At 44.3% G+C, this 16825-nt stretch carries 13 protein-coding genes; 5 read left to right on the top strand and 8 right to left on the bottom strand.

From position 1 onward, the window contains the following. From AAC006_RS20710 to AAC006_RS20700, 3 genes are all read left to right on the top strand, one after another. Nucleotides 1-458, top strand: a 458-nt coding sequence (locus AAC006_RS20710; protein ID WP_339892443.1) for a succinylglutamate desuccinylase/aspartoacylase family protein, incomplete at its 5' end; no start/stop codon positions are given. A 14-nt stretch (nt 459-472) separates the two neighbouring features. After that, nucleotides 473-907: a RimK/LysX family protein gene (locus tag AAC006_RS20705; RefSeq protein WP_057795882.1), complete on the top strand. Its 435-nt coding sequence runs from the start codon at nt 473-475 to the stop codon at nt 905-907. Between the two features lie 23 nt (nt 908-930). Further along, on the top strand, nt 931-1902 hold the full coding sequence (locus AAC006_RS20700) for an amino acid ABC transporter substrate-binding protein (protein WP_339892440.1): 972 nt from the start codon (nt 931-933) through the stop codon (nt 1900-1902). On the opposite strand, the gene AAC006_RS20695 is transcribed toward AAC006_RS20700, so the two are convergent. After that, a complete protein-coding gene (locus AAC006_RS20695; protein WP_339892438.1) occupies nt 1886-2539 on the bottom strand; it encodes a response regulator transcription factor in 654 nt (217 codons plus the stop codon). The genes AAC006_RS20700 and AAC006_RS20695 overlap by 17 nt on opposite strands. Nucleotides 2540-2550: 11 nt before the next feature. After that, nucleotides 2551-4500: an acetate--CoA ligase gene (gene acs / locus AAC006_RS20690; RefSeq protein ID WP_208806161.1), complete on the bottom strand. Its 1950-nt coding sequence runs from the start codon at nt 4498-4500 to the stop codon at nt 2551-2553. A 253-nt stretch (nt 4501-4753) separates the two neighbouring features. Here acs and AAC006_RS20685 point away from each other — a divergent pair, with 253 nt between their 5' ends. Together AAC006_RS20685 and AAC006_RS20680 are read left to right on the top strand one after the other, a co-directional pair. Then, nucleotides 4754-5920, top strand: a complete 1167-nt coding sequence (locus AAC006_RS20685; protein ID WP_126872874.1) for a DcaP family trimeric outer membrane transporter — start codon at nt 4754-4756, stop codon at nt 5918-5920. Nucleotides 5921-6076: 156 nt separating this feature from the next. Further along, nucleotides 6077-8077, top strand: a complete 2001-nt coding sequence (locus AAC006_RS20680; RefSeq protein WP_126872875.1) for an alpha-amylase family protein — start codon at nt 6077-6079, stop codon at nt 8075-8077. Nucleotides 8078-8174: 97 nt separating this feature from the next. Here AAC006_RS20680 and AAC006_RS20675 read toward each other — a convergent pair whose 3' ends face one another. The 6 genes from AAC006_RS20675 to AAC006_RS20650 all read right to left on the bottom strand — a co-directional run bounded on the left by AAC006_RS20675 (nt 8175) and on the right by AAC006_RS20650 (nt 16151). Further along, nucleotides 8175-9326 (bottom strand): Na/Pi symporter, encoded by a 1152-nt coding sequence (locus tag AAC006_RS20675; protein ID WP_126872876.1) that lies wholly within the window; start codon nt 9324-9326, stop codon nt 8175-8177. Between the two features lie 218 nt (nt 9327-9544). Then, nucleotides 9545-10597: an aldo/keto reductase gene (locus AAC006_RS20670; protein ID WP_063456778.1), complete on the bottom strand. Its 1053-nt coding sequence runs from the start codon at nt 10595-10597 to the stop codon at nt 9545-9547. Nucleotides 10598-10615: 18 nt separating this feature from the next. Next, entirely contained in the window at nt 10616-11659 is a 1044-nt protein-coding gene (locus AAC006_RS20665) for a chemotaxis protein (RefSeq protein WP_260563507.1), read from the bottom strand. 262 nt (nt 11660-11921) lie between these two features. Then, nucleotides 11922-12488, bottom strand: a complete 567-nt coding sequence (locus tag AAC006_RS20660) for an ankyrin repeat domain-containing protein (RefSeq protein ID WP_013782554.1) — start codon at nt 12486-12488, stop codon at nt 11922-11924. 149 nt (nt 12489-12637) lie between these two features. Continuing rightward, on the bottom strand, nt 12638-14200 hold the full coding sequence (locus tag AAC006_RS20655; protein WP_126872883.1) for a catalase: 1563 nt from the start codon (nt 14198-14200) through the stop codon (nt 12638-12640). Nucleotides 14201-14783: 583 nt separating this feature from the next. Then, nucleotides 14784-16151, bottom strand: a complete 1368-nt coding sequence (locus AAC006_RS20650; RefSeq protein ID WP_126872878.1) for an alkaline phosphatase PhoX — start codon at nt 16149-16151, stop codon at nt 14784-14786. Nucleotides 16152-16825 lie beyond the last annotated feature (674 nt).

Raw genomic sequence — 16825 nt, 5'->3', positions numbered from 1 at the left:
AAAGTGGTGTTAAAATTTTGCTTTACGAAGCAGGTCAGGCCTTAAGGTACGATGAATTCTCCATTCGCGCAGGGCTTCGCGGTATCATTAATACTATGCGCCATTTGGGCATGTTGAATAAGAGTCGTAGTAAGGGGCACAGTATTGAGCGATTTATTGCCCGTCAGAGTGGCTGGATACGCGCTACAGAAAGTGGCTTTGTTACTCATTTAGCCCAGTTGGGCGATCACGTGAACAAAGGGGATAAACTGGCGACCATAGCTGATCCGTTCGGTGGATATTTGGCCAGTATTGAAAGCCCCGCTGAGGGGGTAGTGGTAGGTAAACAAAACATACCTCTGACGCAAGAAGGAGAAGCGGTCTATCACATTGCCTATTTCTCACAACCCGATACAGTGGCAGAGCATGTAGAGTTATTGCAAGACAACCTGCTACCAGGTGAAACGGATAATACTTGATTGAAGGCGAACACATGAAAAATAAAAAAATAGTGGGTGCGGTGGAATTATGTGACCTTCCCGCATTTACCATCACTGATTTAAATGTTCGGGTTGATACCGGCGCAGCAACCTCTTCATTGCATGTAGATAATATTGAAGAGTTTGAGGTAGACGATGAATTATGGATTCGCTTCGATATTCATCCTGATATTCATAATGTTGATAGAGTGGTTAGAAGAGAAGTAAAAGTTGAAGCAAAAAAGCGTGTCAAAAGCTCAACGGCCACAAGAGAGAAGCGTTATGTGATAGTAACGCCTATAATAATGGATAGTGTGCAATGGGATATTCAATTAACCCTAACCGACCGCTCTGAAATGACGTATCTTATGTTACTTGGCAGAGAGGCCATGAGCGGCCATTTTTTGGTTGATCCTGAGCACGACTTTTTACTTACAGGGAAGGATTGATAGTCGATACAATGATAGGACATATGATCAGTCGAATATTACTCTCGTCAGCTTTTATACTACTAAGTGGCTTATTCACTTCACTAGGTTTAGCTGGCGAGGTCACTGACTCACCTAGCCTAGAAAAGAACACTAAAGCAGCATTGCCTCATAAAGTGCTGCGTCTTCCTAATGTGCATCCTGGTCGAGATCCCGTTTACGCATACGCCAAAACCCTGCTGTCAAAAGTAATGGAAGTGACAGAAGATAAGTATGGCACCTTTGAGTTACAAGTCAGTAAACAGGAAATTGCGCAAGAGCGCCAATTAAGAAGCCTAGAACACGACATGTTAGATATCACATGGAGTGTGTCTTCTATCGACAGAGAAAAACAACATCGCGCAATACGCATTCCTATCATGGGCGGATTTTTTGGTAAGCGCATCATGCTTATTCGCGCCGGTGATAATCGCTTCGATGCACCGCTATCGCTTGAAAGTCTAAAATCAATGCGCGCGGTACAGGGTTATGACTGGCCTGATACTCGTATTTTTCGTCACAATGAAATTCCCGTGCTTGAAACTACTTATCAAGCCTCTTTTCGAATTGTGGCTGAAGGTTTTGCCGATATGTTTCCGCGCAGTGTAATGGAAATACAACATGAATTGGACAAGCAACCTGAGAGCACATTGAAAATTGAGCCACACCTGGTGGTGTCTTATGAGAGTCCTCTGTTTTACTTTGTTGCATCAGATCAGGAGGCCTTGGCTAACCGAATCAGTGAAGGGCTTACTGTCTTGCTGGAATCTGGAGAATTTCAGGCATTCTTAAAGGCGCAGCCTGTTTATCAGGACAGCATGACGCTGATGCGTGGACGTACTGAGATTGAAATTGAGAACCCTTTGTTAAGCGAACAAAGTAAGGCTGCGCTTAAGCATTACCTTACTTATTATGAATCCGATTTGCTTATTGAACCGATTGAAGTGCCGCTAGAAAAGACTAATGATCACTTGTAGCGGGCGGCTCTAGCTCTAGTTGAGATGCAATTAATACCGCTTGAGTACGATTATTTATGCCAAGCTTTTTAAAAATAGCAGTAACGTGGGCTTTTACCGTAGCTTCGGCAATATCCAAATTATAACCAATTTGCTTGTTAAGTAACCCATCTCGCATAAAGCACAGTACTTTGTATTGAGACGGTGTTAGTGAGGCTACATTATCTGCAAGCTTAGAAAACTCCTCATCAATCTCATCGACACTATCGCTTAAATTAGGTGGTAGCCATACATCCCCATCTAAAATAGCTTGTACCGCATTAGCAATATCACCAGAGCTGGCAGTTTTAGGGATAAATCCCAGCGCCCCGGCACTCATGATTTTTGATATAAGTTGGGTATCTTCCGTGCCAGACACTACAGCTACAGGTACGTCAGGAAACAGTTTACGAATGTGAATTAACCCGAAAAGGTCGTTGCTGCCCGGCATATGTAAATCAAGCAGCAACAGGTCGATATCCTCGCGATTGAGAATATCGACTGTCGATGTTAAATCACCAGCTTCTGATAGCGTCAGCGCTGGTAAAGACAATGACAAAGCGCCTCTTAAGGCATCCCGATACAACGGATGATCATCGGCAATTAACAGGGTTGTCATTGCATTATCCTTTATGATTTATTTAATCGCTCCTCAATGAGTGTATCAACAACTGACGGATCCGCCAATGTAGATATATCACCAAGTTGCTCATGTTCGTTCGCCGCAATTTTACGCAAAATACGGCGCATAATTTTACCTGAACGGGTTTTAGGTAAGCCAGCCGACCATTGTATTTTATCAGGTGTCGCAATGGGGCTAAGCTCTTGTCTCACCCAGTTTTTAAGCTCTGTGGTTAGCGCATCATCAACGGCAACACCGTCAATTGGAGTAACGTAGACGTAAATGCCCTGCCCTTTAATATCATGAGGGAAGCCCACTACAGCCGCTTCAGCTACTTTTGGATGCGCCACTAGTGCGCTCTCAATTTCAGCAGTACCTAAACGGTGACCGGATACATTTAACACATCATCGACGCGCCCTGTAATCCAGTAATAACCATCTTCATCACGTCTTGCGCCATCACCGGTAAAGTATACACCTTTGTAAGCACTAAAGTAGGTACTGATAAAGCGTTGATGGTCGCCATATACAGTTCTAGCTTGGCTTGGCCAGCTATCCTTAATCACAAGGTTACCTTCGGCTGCGCCTTCAAGTTCGTTGCCTTCAGCATCGAAAAGCGCAGGTTGAATACCAAAGAATGGCCGCGTAGCAGAACCAGGCTTAAGTGCTGTAGCACCAGGTAATGGCGTTATCATATGGCCGCCAGTTTCAGTCTGCCACCACGTATCCATGATAGGACAACGGCTTTGACCAATTACACGGTGGTACCATTCCCACGCTTCAGGATTAATCGGTTCACCCACTGTACCGAGTAAACGTAACGAAGATAAGTCGCAACCTTCTGCTGGCTTATCACCATGCGCCATCAATGCACGAATAGCCGTTGGTGCCGTGTAAAGGCTGTTTACTTTGTATTTTTCTACTACTTGCGCAATACGACGCACGTCAGGATAAGTAGGTACGCCCTCAAAAAACACCTGAGAAGCGCCGTTGATCATAGGGCCGTAGACCATGTAGCTGTGTCCTGTGATCCAGCCTACATCGGCAGTACACCAGTAAATATCATTTTCTTGATAGTCAAAGGCGTATTTAAAGGTCATGGCGGTATAAAGCAAGTAACCACCGGTAGTATGTACTACGCCCTTGGGCGTGCCAGTTGAACCCGATGTATACAGGATAAACAGCGGGTCTTCCGCGTTCATCACTTCAGGCTCACACGTTGTGGCGCACTCAGCCACAAGCTCATCCCACCATACATCGTGACTTTCGTTCCACGCTACATCTTCACCTGTTACTTTCTTAACGATGACATGAGTAATGGATGGGCAAGCACCTTTCGACAAGGCCTTATCTACATTAGCTTTCAGAGGTACAGAGCGACCCGCTCGGCGGCCTTCATCTGCCGTAATAACCACCTTGGCATCGCTATCATTAATACGATCGGCAATCGCGTTCGGCGAGAAGCCCCCAAAAATAACAGAGTGAATAGCACCAATACGGGCGCACGCCAACATAGCGTATGCAGCATCGGGGACCATAGGCATATAGATAGCGACTCTGTCGCCTTTAGTTACGCCAAGGGATTTAAGTGCGTTAGCCAATTTACAGACTTCGTCGTGCACTTCTTGAAAAGTAATATCTTGACTGTCTTCAGGGGAGTCACCTTCCCAGTGAATAGCCACTTTATCTGCGTTGTCTGCTAGGTGGCGGTCGATACAGTTGTAACTGGCATTTAATTCGCCGTCTTCAAACCATTTTATGGAAACATCATTGTCACCAAAATGGGTGTTTTTCACTTTGGTCGGCTTTTTAAACCATTCAAGTAAGTTTGCATGTTCAGCCCAAAATGCTTCAGGGTGTGCTACAGAATTAGCATACATCTCAGCGTACTGAGCATCCGTTAAATGGGTGTTACTTTTAATCGCGTCAGGAACAGAAAAAATCTTACTGGCAGTCATAAAAAATTGCCTCCAATATCAATAATGTGAAATGCTTTCATATACTAAACACTGTAATGATTAGACTATAAAGTAAAAATGCGACTTTGGTCTTACGGTTTAGGGACTTTAGTCCTAGGAATTCGACTACTCACCAATTACGACTATAGTCGTATGCGACCATTAGCTTATTTCAATTTGCACCAAGGTCGGCAAATCTATAGAAGTTAACTTTGAATTTACATTTATTTAACCACACTTTAGGGCAAATATAATGAAAGCCATAATAAAAAACTCAGTGCTAGCCGTATCGTTAGCACTTGCAGCGTCTAACGTAACACTCGTTAGCGCCGCTGACTTAGGCGATACCAGCGTTAAATTCACCGGCTACATAAAAGCCGACGCGATGGTGAGCAACTACTCTGAGGGCACGCTAGGTTCCGGTAGTATTGGTCGAGATTTTTACATTCCCTCGCTAACGCCGGTTTCAGGCGGCGATGAAGGCACCCAATTTGATGCACATATTCGTCAATCTCGTTTTAGATTTAGCACCAACACGCCAACAGCGGAAGGTGACGAAATCAAAGGAGTATTAGAACTAGATTTTATCGTCACTAGCGGTGGTGATGAACGTATTAGTAACTCTTATACACCCCGTGTTCGCCACGCCTACATTCAGTATAAAGAATGGTTAGTGGGTCAAACATGGACCACATTTATGGATGTGGGTTCCCTACCAGAATCTCTTGATTTCATTGGTACGACAGACGGCATTACATTCGGTAGACAAGTCATGGTGCGATACACCAACGGCGGTTTACAATTGGCGTTAGAGAATCCTGAAACTACGGTAACACCCAACGGTGGTGGTAGCCGAATTGTGGCTGACGATAACGCCGTTCCTGACTTTGTCGCCGCCTACACCGCTAAACAAGACTGGGGCTACGTGAAAATAGCAGGTCTGGTACGTCAACTTTCATATGATGATGGCAGTGGTATTGACGCCGATGAAACCAGTTATGGTGTCGCCTTGTCAGGAAAATACAAGTTGTCGAGCGGCGATGATATTCGCTTTATGGTGAATACAGGTCAAGGGATGGGTAGATATTCCGCATTGAATGCCGCAAATGGCGCAGTCATCACCGCCGATGGCGATTTAGAGGCTATCGATTCAACGGGTTACGCTATTGCCTATCGTCACCTTTGGAACGACAGAATGCGAAGCAGCTTCATGTTTTCAGCATTAGATATTGATAACGACACTACTCTTACCGGCCTTAGCGTGACAGAAAGCAGCTACAGCGCACGTGCTAACTTACTGTATTCGCCTACCAAAGCCCTTACCTTTGGTGCAGAGTACGCGTTTGCACATCGCGAAATTGAAGAAGGTTTGGAAGGTGATATGAACCGTCTACAGGTTTCTGCGAAATACGCTTTCTAATCTGACACTTAGCAGTAATGACTACGGGCGCCTTTTTCGGCGCCCTTTTTATTCTTATCTACCTGCATACGTATTCACATTGTTTACATTTAATTTACATCCTAGTGTCTAATAAGTTTTCTCCATGTCGTTAAATAACACCACTAGGACACTATAATGATTAACCGTAAATTGTTGGCTTCCAGTGCAGTCGCCACCCTACTAGGCTGTGGTATAGCCTCCCCCATTGCGCATTCGCAGCCCTCCACATTTGTGCACTTATTCGAATGGGATTGGCAGGATATAGCAACTGAATGTGAAACCTATTTAAGCCAAAATGGTTTTGCCGCCGTGCAGGTTTCTCCGCCAAATGAGCATATTACTGTTCCTCAGTGGTGGGCACGCTACCAGCCTGTTAGCTACGATTTAGAAAGTCGCGGTGGATCTCGTGCAGACTTTATCAATATGGTGCAGCGTTGCAACGCTGTGGGTGTAGGTATCTACGTAGATGCAGTAATTAACCATATGGCCGCTGGGTCAGGCACGGGTACAAACGGGAGTACTTTTGGGAATAAAAATTATCCAATATATTCGCCGCAAGATTTCCATGACACTTGCTCGGTTGATGATTATGGTGACCGATGGCAAGTTCAAAACTGTGAACTAGTCGGTTTAGCCGATTTGAAAACCGAGTCTAGTTACGTACAAAGTACCCTAGCAAACTACCTTAATGATCTGGTAAATATTGGGGTAGCAGGTTTTAGACTAGATGCCTCCAAACATATGCCAGCGCTAGATATATCCAGCATAATCAATCAGGTCAACGGCTCCCCACTTGTGTTTCAAGAAGTTATAGATCAAGGCGGTGAGGCCATTGGCGCTGATGAATATTTCTCAAATGGCCTAGTCACAGAATTTAAATACTCAGTTGAAATTGGCAACGTATTTCGTAATGGCTCACTTGCTTGGCTAAGTAACTTCGGGGAAGCTTGGGGTTTTATGCCTAGCTATAAAGCCGTTGTTTTTGTTGATAACCATGATAATCAACGAGGCCATGGTGGAGGCGGCAATGTAATCACCTTTGAAGATGGACGTTTGTATGACCTAGCGAATGTCTTCATGCTGGCATGGCCATATGGTTACCCCAAAGTTATGTCAAGTTACGACTTCCACGGCGACACCGATGCAGGCGCCCCTTCAGTGTCCGTGCACAACAATGGAACACTTGAATGTTTTGGTGATAACTGGAAATGTGAACATCGTTGGTCGTATATTTCAGGCGGCGTTGATTTTAGAGACCACACTTCAGATAATTTCGCTGTAACCGACTGGTGGAGCAATGGCGGCAACCAAATCGCCTTCGGTCGAGCTAACAGTGGGTTTGTAGCAATCAATAAAGAAAGCTATGTCATGAGTACCACGCTAACCACCTCCATGGCACCAGGCCAATATTGCAATGTATTAACAGGTAACATTAATGCCGCCAAAACCCAATGTAGCGGAGATGTAGTTTCTGTTGAGGCCAATGGATCTGTTGCCGTAAACATTGCTTCATGGGAAGCCATTGCCATTCATCAAGGGGCAATGCTAACTACAGATGAAACCGATGCAGATTGGCAGCGCACTATTATTTTCGTCCAAGCCAGCACCGAAAGTGGGCAAGACATGTTTATTCGAGGCGGAATAGATCACGCTTATGCGGCATCTAATTTAGGACGCTCTTGTACAACGAGTAACTACGCGTGTGCCATTCCCATCATCCACAATAATATGCGCAATACCACAACGGCACCGTGGAAAGCCAACGACAATTACCTTGATTGGTACGGCGTTGAAGCTAGCCAGAGTAGTGAAGCACAAGGCAGCGCACTTGATTGGACTACAAATAATTGGCCCGCAACGTGGGGCGACTTGAAAACCGTGGCTAATGATGGCTTTGGAGAGACCCCGTTGAACGTTTGGGGAGACCATTATTGGATGCTAGATGTTCAAATGGATTGCAGTAAAACCGTAAACGGTTGGTTCGAACTAAAAGCGTATATTAAAAATGGACAAGGATGGGAAAGTGACGTAACACAGTCCGGTACGCCTTATGCCTCTAGCAACCATATGGCGCAATGTGGGAAGCGCAATATGTTTGTATTTGGGCAAAGTAGCGCCGACATAACAACGTTCTAGCACTCCACATTTTGAGGCTATAAACTTTAAAACGACATAAGGCAGGTGCAAAGTAAGTACCTGCCTTAGCTTACTGCTATAACAGCGGTGGAAATACCTACACTGATATAAAAATAATACCTAGCGGCATACAGAAAAATAACCCGCCAATATAAGCGACCCCGTAAAACTTTTTCTCGGCCACAATGACCGACAGCTTGTAAGACAAATCTAACGGAATGTCGCGTAACATAGGCGTACCGTAAATTAGCACCACACTAAAAACGTTATACAGTAGGTGTACCATGGCAATTTGTAACGCAACCCCTGCATTCACCCCCACCACACCCAGTGCTGCGATTAGCGCAGTAATACAAGTGCCAATATTCGCGCCAAGGGTAAACGGATAGATATCTTTTGCCTTTAAAATTCCACTACCTACTAAAGGAACCACCAGCGAGGTGGTGGTAGAGGAAGACTGCACTAACACTGTCATTAGCGCACCTGATGAAATTCCCGAAATAGGGCCCTTCCCGATACTTTTGTGCAAAATATCTTTTGCCTTACCCACCATGAGAGATTTCATAATTTTCCCCATGTAAGTAATTGAAGTAACAATAAGTCCAATACCAAGGATGATTTTGGCGATACCCGGATATACCGAAGGTAAACCGCTTACCATGCCTGTTACGATATTAAGCGCAGGTTGGGTTAGCGCCTTAATAGGGTTAAAACCATCAACCCCCATCGTGCCACCTGCATTTAGCATAGACACTACAAAGGCGCTGGTATGCTCTAGAATGCCAAACGCCATTTCAAGAGGCAGGAATATAAACACTGACATCACGTTAAAGAAATCGTGAATAGTGGCGGCGTTAAATGCTCGTTGAAATTCATCTTTTCTGGCGACATGCCCAAGGCTAACTAGTGTATTCGTGATACTGGTGCCAATGTTAGCTCCCATCATCATGGGCACGGCAATGGTGATAGGTAAACCACCCGCTACCATACCAACAATAATGGAAGTCACCGTACTTGAAGATTGAATGAGCGCGGTAGCTACCATGCCAATAATTAACCCCATAATGGGGTTACTAGCAAAAGTGAACAGCGTTTTAGCTTGATCGCCTGCGGCAAGTTTGAAGCCGCTTCCTATCATGCTAACGGCCAACAACATTAAATACACTAGGCCGATAAGCAGTAGCCAACGGCGCCAGTTACCATGCTGGGTTTCGGTTTCACAAACAAGAGGCGAATCTGATAGAGACATAGAAAATGACAGTCAATAAATAACAGTGGATTCATACTATGACGAAGTTGTGACAGATAAATGACCAAAGTCTAGAGTATAAAATCACCGCAATTTAAAACCTTACTGCAATTCTCGGGCAAGACAGTCTGTGTTTAAGGTTGGCACCAAGTCGTTATGACTTGGCCCTCAACATCAAAAACTCTTGCTCTAACGTTTGCACCTTTTATAGCTAATACCTAATATCCTAACGGGTGACGGCGAACCACCTCGCCTATTTGCTTCAGTGTGCTTTCATCAAGGTTAAGTGAAAACGCAGATAAGTTTTCAGCTAACTGATTGGTGGTAGTAGCGCCAATAATGGTAGAAGTAACACCTGGCACTTGTTTACACCATGCTAAAGCCAATTGCGACGGAGTAATCTTTGCTCGCTTGGCAATTTCAACATAACGAGCAGTGGCTTCACGAGCGGGCTCTTTGTCTCTGAATAACCCTTGGCGCTGAACCAGTGTCCATCTAGAATCTTTGGGTCTATCTCCGTTCATGTACTTACCACTTAGCATACCTGTAGCAAGCGGCGACCACGGTAGATAGGCAATGTTCTCAAGCGCGCACATTTCAATAAGGTACGGCCAATCTTTTAAATGCAGCAAACTGAATTCGTTTTGAATGGAGACCGGTAAAGGAATATTCATTTCTTTGCACAGCGTCAAAAACGTGTGGATACCCCAAGGGGTGTCATCAGATAGCCCCCAATGGCGAATTTTTCCAGCATCGAGCGCTTTTTTGATACCGGTTAAAATATCTCGCATGCCATCGATTTCTTGCTGTTTATCGATTTTTGTAGGGTTTGTGCGATCAGGCCAATGCTTTCCAAAATGCGGGGTAACGCGGTTTGGCCAATGTAACTGGTAGACATCAACGTAGTCGGTATTTAAACGGCTAAGCGAGTCATTCAGTGCCGTCTCAACGGCGCTGGCGGTAATAGGCCCGCCTTCTCTTATATAACTCAAGCCACTTCCGGCAACTTTTGTCATTATAACAAGCGAGTCACGTGATGATTGATTTCTTGCCAGCCAGTTACCTAAAATCCGTTCGGTATCGCCATAAGTTTTATCGTTCGGCGGTACAGGGTACATTTCGGCGGTATCGATGAAGTTCACACCATGCTCAATTGCCATGGCGAGTTGCTCATCGGCGTCTTGCTGAGTATTTTGAATGCCCCATGTCATGGTGCCAAGGCAAATATCCGATACCGATAAGTCGCTACCGCCTAATTTGTTAAATTGCATATCTACGTTCACCTACCTTCAACTTGTCTCTGGTTTTCTCTGCTTTTGTGCTAATTCTGCTTCCACAACAGCGAGTCGTTCTTCAATTGCTTGACGAGACTCTACCATTTCATTGGCAAGTTCAGCCAACGATTTGAACTCAGCAAAACCGAGTTTCCTCGGATCCATCCGCTGATATTGGCGCTTACACCGATAGAAGAACATAACGAAATTAGAGAAGGCCCGGTGAAACGTGGCAAAGCTCTTTACTAGAATTAAAATTAAAAGCACTGAGGTGAGCACCGCAATACTAATACTGTATATTTTTACTTTTTGCTCTTGGTTTTCAATAATAGGCTGTAAAGCGTTGTCAATTAATGTGAGCTGTTGTTCCACATTGTGAGCTTGTCGCCGAAAACGCCCGATCAAACCCTCATTATGAGTAAGACCTAGTGTTTGATTGGCTATAGCAAGCGCCCCCACGGCTTCTTTATACACGCTAAGTAGTTCGTCTACCTGTTCAGATTTACCCGCGTTCCGCGCTTGTGCCAGTAGCTCTATACTTTGAACCGCAAGAGTGGCGAAATAGTTATTGTGGGTTAGTTGAAAATCGCGAATGGCCAGCCTTGCGCCGTCAAGTTGAATGAGCGTATTAGACCCAACATCAAAATACGACTGACTGAGCAATTCCCCCTCAGTATTAATCATTTGCCCTAGCAAGCCAGATGTTGGGGTAAGCCCTATCTTGGTTTGTAGCGCAACGACTTGCTGGAAAAGTTGTTGGTATTCATCCAAGCCTTCGGCTAAATTCCCTAACTGCGACATGGGCATATCATAATCGCTAATTAAAGGCGTAAGCTGATTAAGCCGAGTGCTAAAACTCTCAGAACGCTCGATAAATAACTGAAAGTACTCCTGCTGATGGCGCATCAAAAAGTCTTTCTCGTGGCGCCGCATTTGCAATAAATCTTGCCCCATGCGAAGCAACAAATTCCTTTGCTGATTCAATTCAATGAGCCGCTGCGTAAAATAATGCTGACTGACCACCAGCATGCCCATTCCAACAACACAAATCAGTGTCATTAGTACAAGCCTAGATTTTATAGAGTCAAACTTCATTCATGAGATCCCCTTAGGTATTTCATTTACACTGCGCGCTGGGAACTAGACATACTACTTGAAGATAGACCAATTCACTCTATCTAGCTCAATAGGCATAAGAGTAATTAAATAAAATGACAATCTATAGTGGAGACTCAATATTTTAGCTAAACGTTTTTGAGGTGTTAATGGAAAAAGGGGCGAGCGCCCCATTTCTATCATTGATAATGTAAACCGAGAGGTATCACCGATTAACGTTTGACTCGTTCAGCGTTTTCGCCAATTTATAATTGCCTTGCGATAAGGCAATATCGGCCACTGAGTTACCTGCCAAGTCTTTGTGCTGCGGGTTAGCGCCTTGCTCAATTAACTCATTCACTAAAGACTGCCTATCGAACAAACTAGCGAACATAAGTGCCGTTTGACCTTGAGAGTTAGTTTCATCGATATTGCATTGTGCAAACATCAGTTTTCTAGCCACACTCAAATGCCCTTTGAAAATAGCCCCCATTAGTGCGGTGTTACCTTTGTTATCTTCCTGGCAGGCATTGATATTTTCCTTGCCAAGTAAATAATTAACCGCATCGTTGTGACCATGGTAAGCCGCTAGAATAAGTGCGGTATAACCTTTTTCATCAGCTACGTTTCCATCAAGACCGGCCTGATAAAAGGCTTGAAGCAATTCAACGTTGCCCTCACGCGCGGCATCAAAATAGTGCGCTTTCAGCTCATCAATACTGGATTGCGCATGACATAGACTCACGCTAAGCATTAAAGTAAAAACCAAAAGTGTGCGTTTAACGATGTGCATTGTGGGTCTCCTATGTCGTCTTTAATAATGATAAATATGAGTAGTTGATATGAAAAAAGCTACAAGGTAAAACAGGTGGTTCAAACGAAGTCTTTGATAACTATAACTGCCCTACCTAAATAGGTAGGGCGAGTTGATAGTGGTGTTACTTATTGCATAAGGGCAGTTAAGCTTTCCGCTACTTTCTTCGCTTTAGCAGCGCGGGCTGCTTGCTCGTCCATTAGTGCTTTTGCTTCTGCACGTACTTGCGAGATAGAAACCTTAGCTAGCTTAGCAACGCCGGTACCGTATTCTTTATCAGCGTTGTACATGAATGCACTGATGATAACGCGAATCTCTTCTTCAGGTACCGATGCTAATGCACCACCCATGTTGTTGATTAAGTTCTTACGACCTTGTTTATCAAGGTTGCGGTAGAACTCACCCGCTTGTTTGAAGTTCTGTTCCTTGTAGAAAGGAATTTGCTGTGTCATACCTGCAAGCGGCTTGCTTGAGTAACGGTATGCTGGATCTTCATTCAAATCTAAGCGACGGCTAGGCTGATAGTTAACATCACGGTTAGTTGATGTAGTACGAAGCTGGCCATGTTGCTCGTGGTTGTTAATCTCAACATTTTTAGGCGCGTTTACCGGAATACGGTAAGCGTTAACACCTAAACGGTAGCGCTGGGTATCAGCATAAGAGAACAAACGACCTTGTAGCATTCTGTCTTCTGATGGCTCGATACCTGGAATTAGATTACTTGGTGCAAATGCAGCTTGCTCAGTTTCTTCAAAAAAGTTGTCAGGTACACGGTTTAACACCATGCGACCAATTTTGCGTGAAGCAACTAACTTCTCAGGCCAGATCTTTGTGGTATCTAACGGGTTGAAGTCAAAATCATCTAACTGCTCTGGCTCAAGTTCTTGCAAATACAAATCCCATGAAGCGGTTTCGCCTTTCTCACCAATGCGAGTGTAAACGTCAGTGGTGTGTGGCTGGAAATCCATACCTTGCTGTTTCATTGCTTCTTCAGCAGTGAAGTTCTTAATAGGTTGGTTCGCTTTCCACGTAAATTTCACGTATTTAACGTTGCCTTCATCATCAACAAATTTGAAAGCGTGAACACCTGAACCATCCATATTTAGGTAGCTTGCTGGCGTACCATAGTCAGAAAACAGCATGGTTAGAGTGTGCGTAGACTCTGGAACATGCGAGAAGAAGTCGAATACACGCTTAGCATCTTGCTTGTTAGTTACCGGAGACGGTTTAAATGCGTGAACCATATCTGGGAATTTAATTGCATCACGGATAAAGAACACAGGGAAGTTGTTACCGACTAAATCCCAGTTTCCTTGCTCAGTGTAAAACTTCACAGCGAAACCACGAGGATCACGAAGTGTTTCAGGCGAAAGGTGTCCGTGTACTACTGATGAAAAGCGCACGAATACTTCGGTCTTTTTACCTTCACCTTGGAAAGGTGCAGCAACTGTATCTTCAGATAAGTCTTCGTAGTTTTCATAGTAACCATGGATACCAACACCACGGGCGTGAACTACTCGCTCTGGAATACGCTCACGGTCGAAAGCCGCTAGCTTTTCAATTAAGTGAGAATCTTGTAAAAGCACAGGGCCCCAAGGACCAGCAGTTTGCGAGTTTTGGTTGTCTCCAACTGGTGCGCCATTTTGACGAGTAAGGGTATCCGCTTGAGCACTTAAGCCCATGCTTAACATACCTACGGTTACACAACTTATTATACTTCGGGTAAACAATCGCTTCATTTTATGCTGCTCCTGAAAAACGAGTTTTATTGGTCGGGGTTTTCTGAGCGACACAAACTTGGTCGCCATAATAGTTATTTGCATAGTTGCAAACCGATTGTGCTGGTTTAGCAACGAGTTTGTGCGGTGTAAGTTTTCTTAGAATTGTGCTCACAACAGCTCTCCTTGTTAGATGCGAGGATTATTACCGTTCTACGAAAACTATTAAAATGACATAAACTGATTAAGTTAATTGAATTTATAGATGTGACTAAAGAATAGAAAAATGATTGAGGTTTTCGATTGGCATTTTAGACTGGGTGATCTTGGGAAAATTTGCGATTTGTTCGATAGTTTAATCAACAAGTCAATTTTTAACTCAACACCAATAGGTTAGTATCTTTGATACTTATTTCAGAGTGACAACGATGGGAGATAAGAGAATACACAAAGGGGTTTAAGGCAGAAGCAAAGGTAGGAAGATAGACAGAAAGGTAATGTACTTCACATACATAAAGCACATTACCGATAATCAGTTACTTGAACATGGGGCTAGTTAAAGCGCCATCCAGGGGCCTGTAATGGCCAAGGTCTTACTGGGAGAGTACATATTCACGAACAATACACTACCGTCGTTAGTGAAGCACGCGCCAGCAAGTTCGGTTTGCGCGTGTAGTTTGGCAACGTTATAAATATCCCCCTCTGGTGTAACCCCGCGAAGGTGATTATCTACAATTTCAGTGTACTGATCTTCGCATACAATCAAATGGCCATTAGGGCTAACAGTCAGGTTATCGCCGAAGTTAAATAAGTTAGCGTCATCACTTTCAACGAATAATTGTAATCTGCCACCTGAAGCCTGAGAGTTTGAAGCAGAGTCGGCTTTAGCGCCTTGTGGCTGATAACGCATTATCTGACCTAATTGCTTAGCTCCGCCATTGGTGCAACAAAAATACAGCTCGTTGTTGCCCCAATGCAGCCCTTCACCTCGAGCAAACAACGTTGCGCCCGCCTTATAACCTTGAACACGCAAGTCATCATTAGGGCTTTCTGGCGTATGTAAATCGACCCAATCTACATTTAACCATTCCCCTAGATTCATACGCGCCTTATCCCAGTTACGAGAGTCGAACTGAGGCACACCTTTTATGCGTAAAGCCTGTAACTTACCGCCTTTATCCAGCTGGCCTTTAACACTAGGAATAAAGCGATAAAACAAACTATCGCCTCTGTCTTCCGTTAAATAAACAATACCCGTTTCTGGGTCGACACAAGCCGCTTCATGATTAAACCGCCCCATAGCCTTAAGCGGTTTAGCCTCTACTAACGTCTCAGCATCAGCAGGTACTTCAAAGATATAGCCATGCTCTTTCGAAATAACACCGTTAGGTTTATCGACCGATTCTTCGCATGTTAACCACGTTCCCCAAGGCGTAATACCGCCAGCACAGTTGCGAATAGTACCGACTAAGCTAACAAACTCTTTTTCAACAACCTTGGTATCGAGATTATAAACCAGCGTGGTGGTGCCTCCTGGCAGCGCGACACCATTTTCAAAATGATCATAAGCAAGCTCAGTAGTATGAGTTTGAATAGATTCAGGCTGGATAGATAGGTGAGCGGCCTGTAACTCGTGATTACGTACTAAGGCAACCTTATTGTTACCTAGCGAGAAACATCCCATGCCGTCAGCTCTATCGGGCACATTTAATCCATCGCTCATGGCATCACCCAGTTCAGAGATAACCTGGTAACTAAAACCCTGAGGTAAATCGAGAAGTTTCTTAGGATCAGGCACAAGCGGCCCATAGCCTTTGGTGGTTGGCGTTAACACACCCGCATTCGCTTTACCCAACGCACTTGATGCCAACCCAGCAAATGCCAAGGTACCCGCCCCTTTAAAAAACTGCCTTCTATTAATCATTATTATCACTCTTTGTACTAATACTTACGCACCTGATTTACGTGTACCCGATTAAACCAAATACTGCCTGCATCTATCATTACACACTATTGTTACATTATAACGTTTGTTACCTTTTCTCTATGACAATTACCGATGTTTTTATAGAAGATAGCTACCCTAGTAACCCATTGCAGTTAAACCGGTCGATGATATTTAAAGAAAAGTACAACAAAATTTACTTTTGTTGGTGAAATCACATGGCAATAGACCTAGAGATAAGGGATGGGTTCAGAGTGATATAACTAAAATGAGTCAGCTTTTGACTACACCTTAGGCTTCATATCAAACTTCTCATTGTGAAATAGAGTTTTGAGAGCTTTGTGCGCCTCGGAAACTCTCTACAGCATGGATGCTGTAGCGAAGGCCCCATGAATGGGTTTACGCAGTTTCCTTACCCTACCATAAACAGCCTGCTGTGTTGTCAGAGGCGGCAGTAGAAGCCCATGTGAAACCCTCAGCAGCATGGATGCTGCTGCGGAGGCTCCATGGATGGATTCACGCCGTGTTTCACATGGGCTTCTACTGGCGACTAAACCTACAGACACAAAAAAGGCGCTCAAATGAGCGCCTTTCTTTTATGCTTTGGTTTGCTTAGATTAAAGAATCTTAGCTACAACACCAGCACCTACAGT

Origin of the sequence: uncultured Alteromonas sp., assembly GCF_963976965.1 — a bacterium.
GTDB classification, from domain to species: domain Bacteria; phylum Pseudomonadota; class Gammaproteobacteria; order Enterobacterales; family Alteromonadaceae; genus Alteromonas; species Alteromonas naphthalenivorans.
The sequence above is the reverse complement of the archived record's forward strand: the minus strand, read 5'-3'. Positions and strand labels throughout refer to the sequence as shown.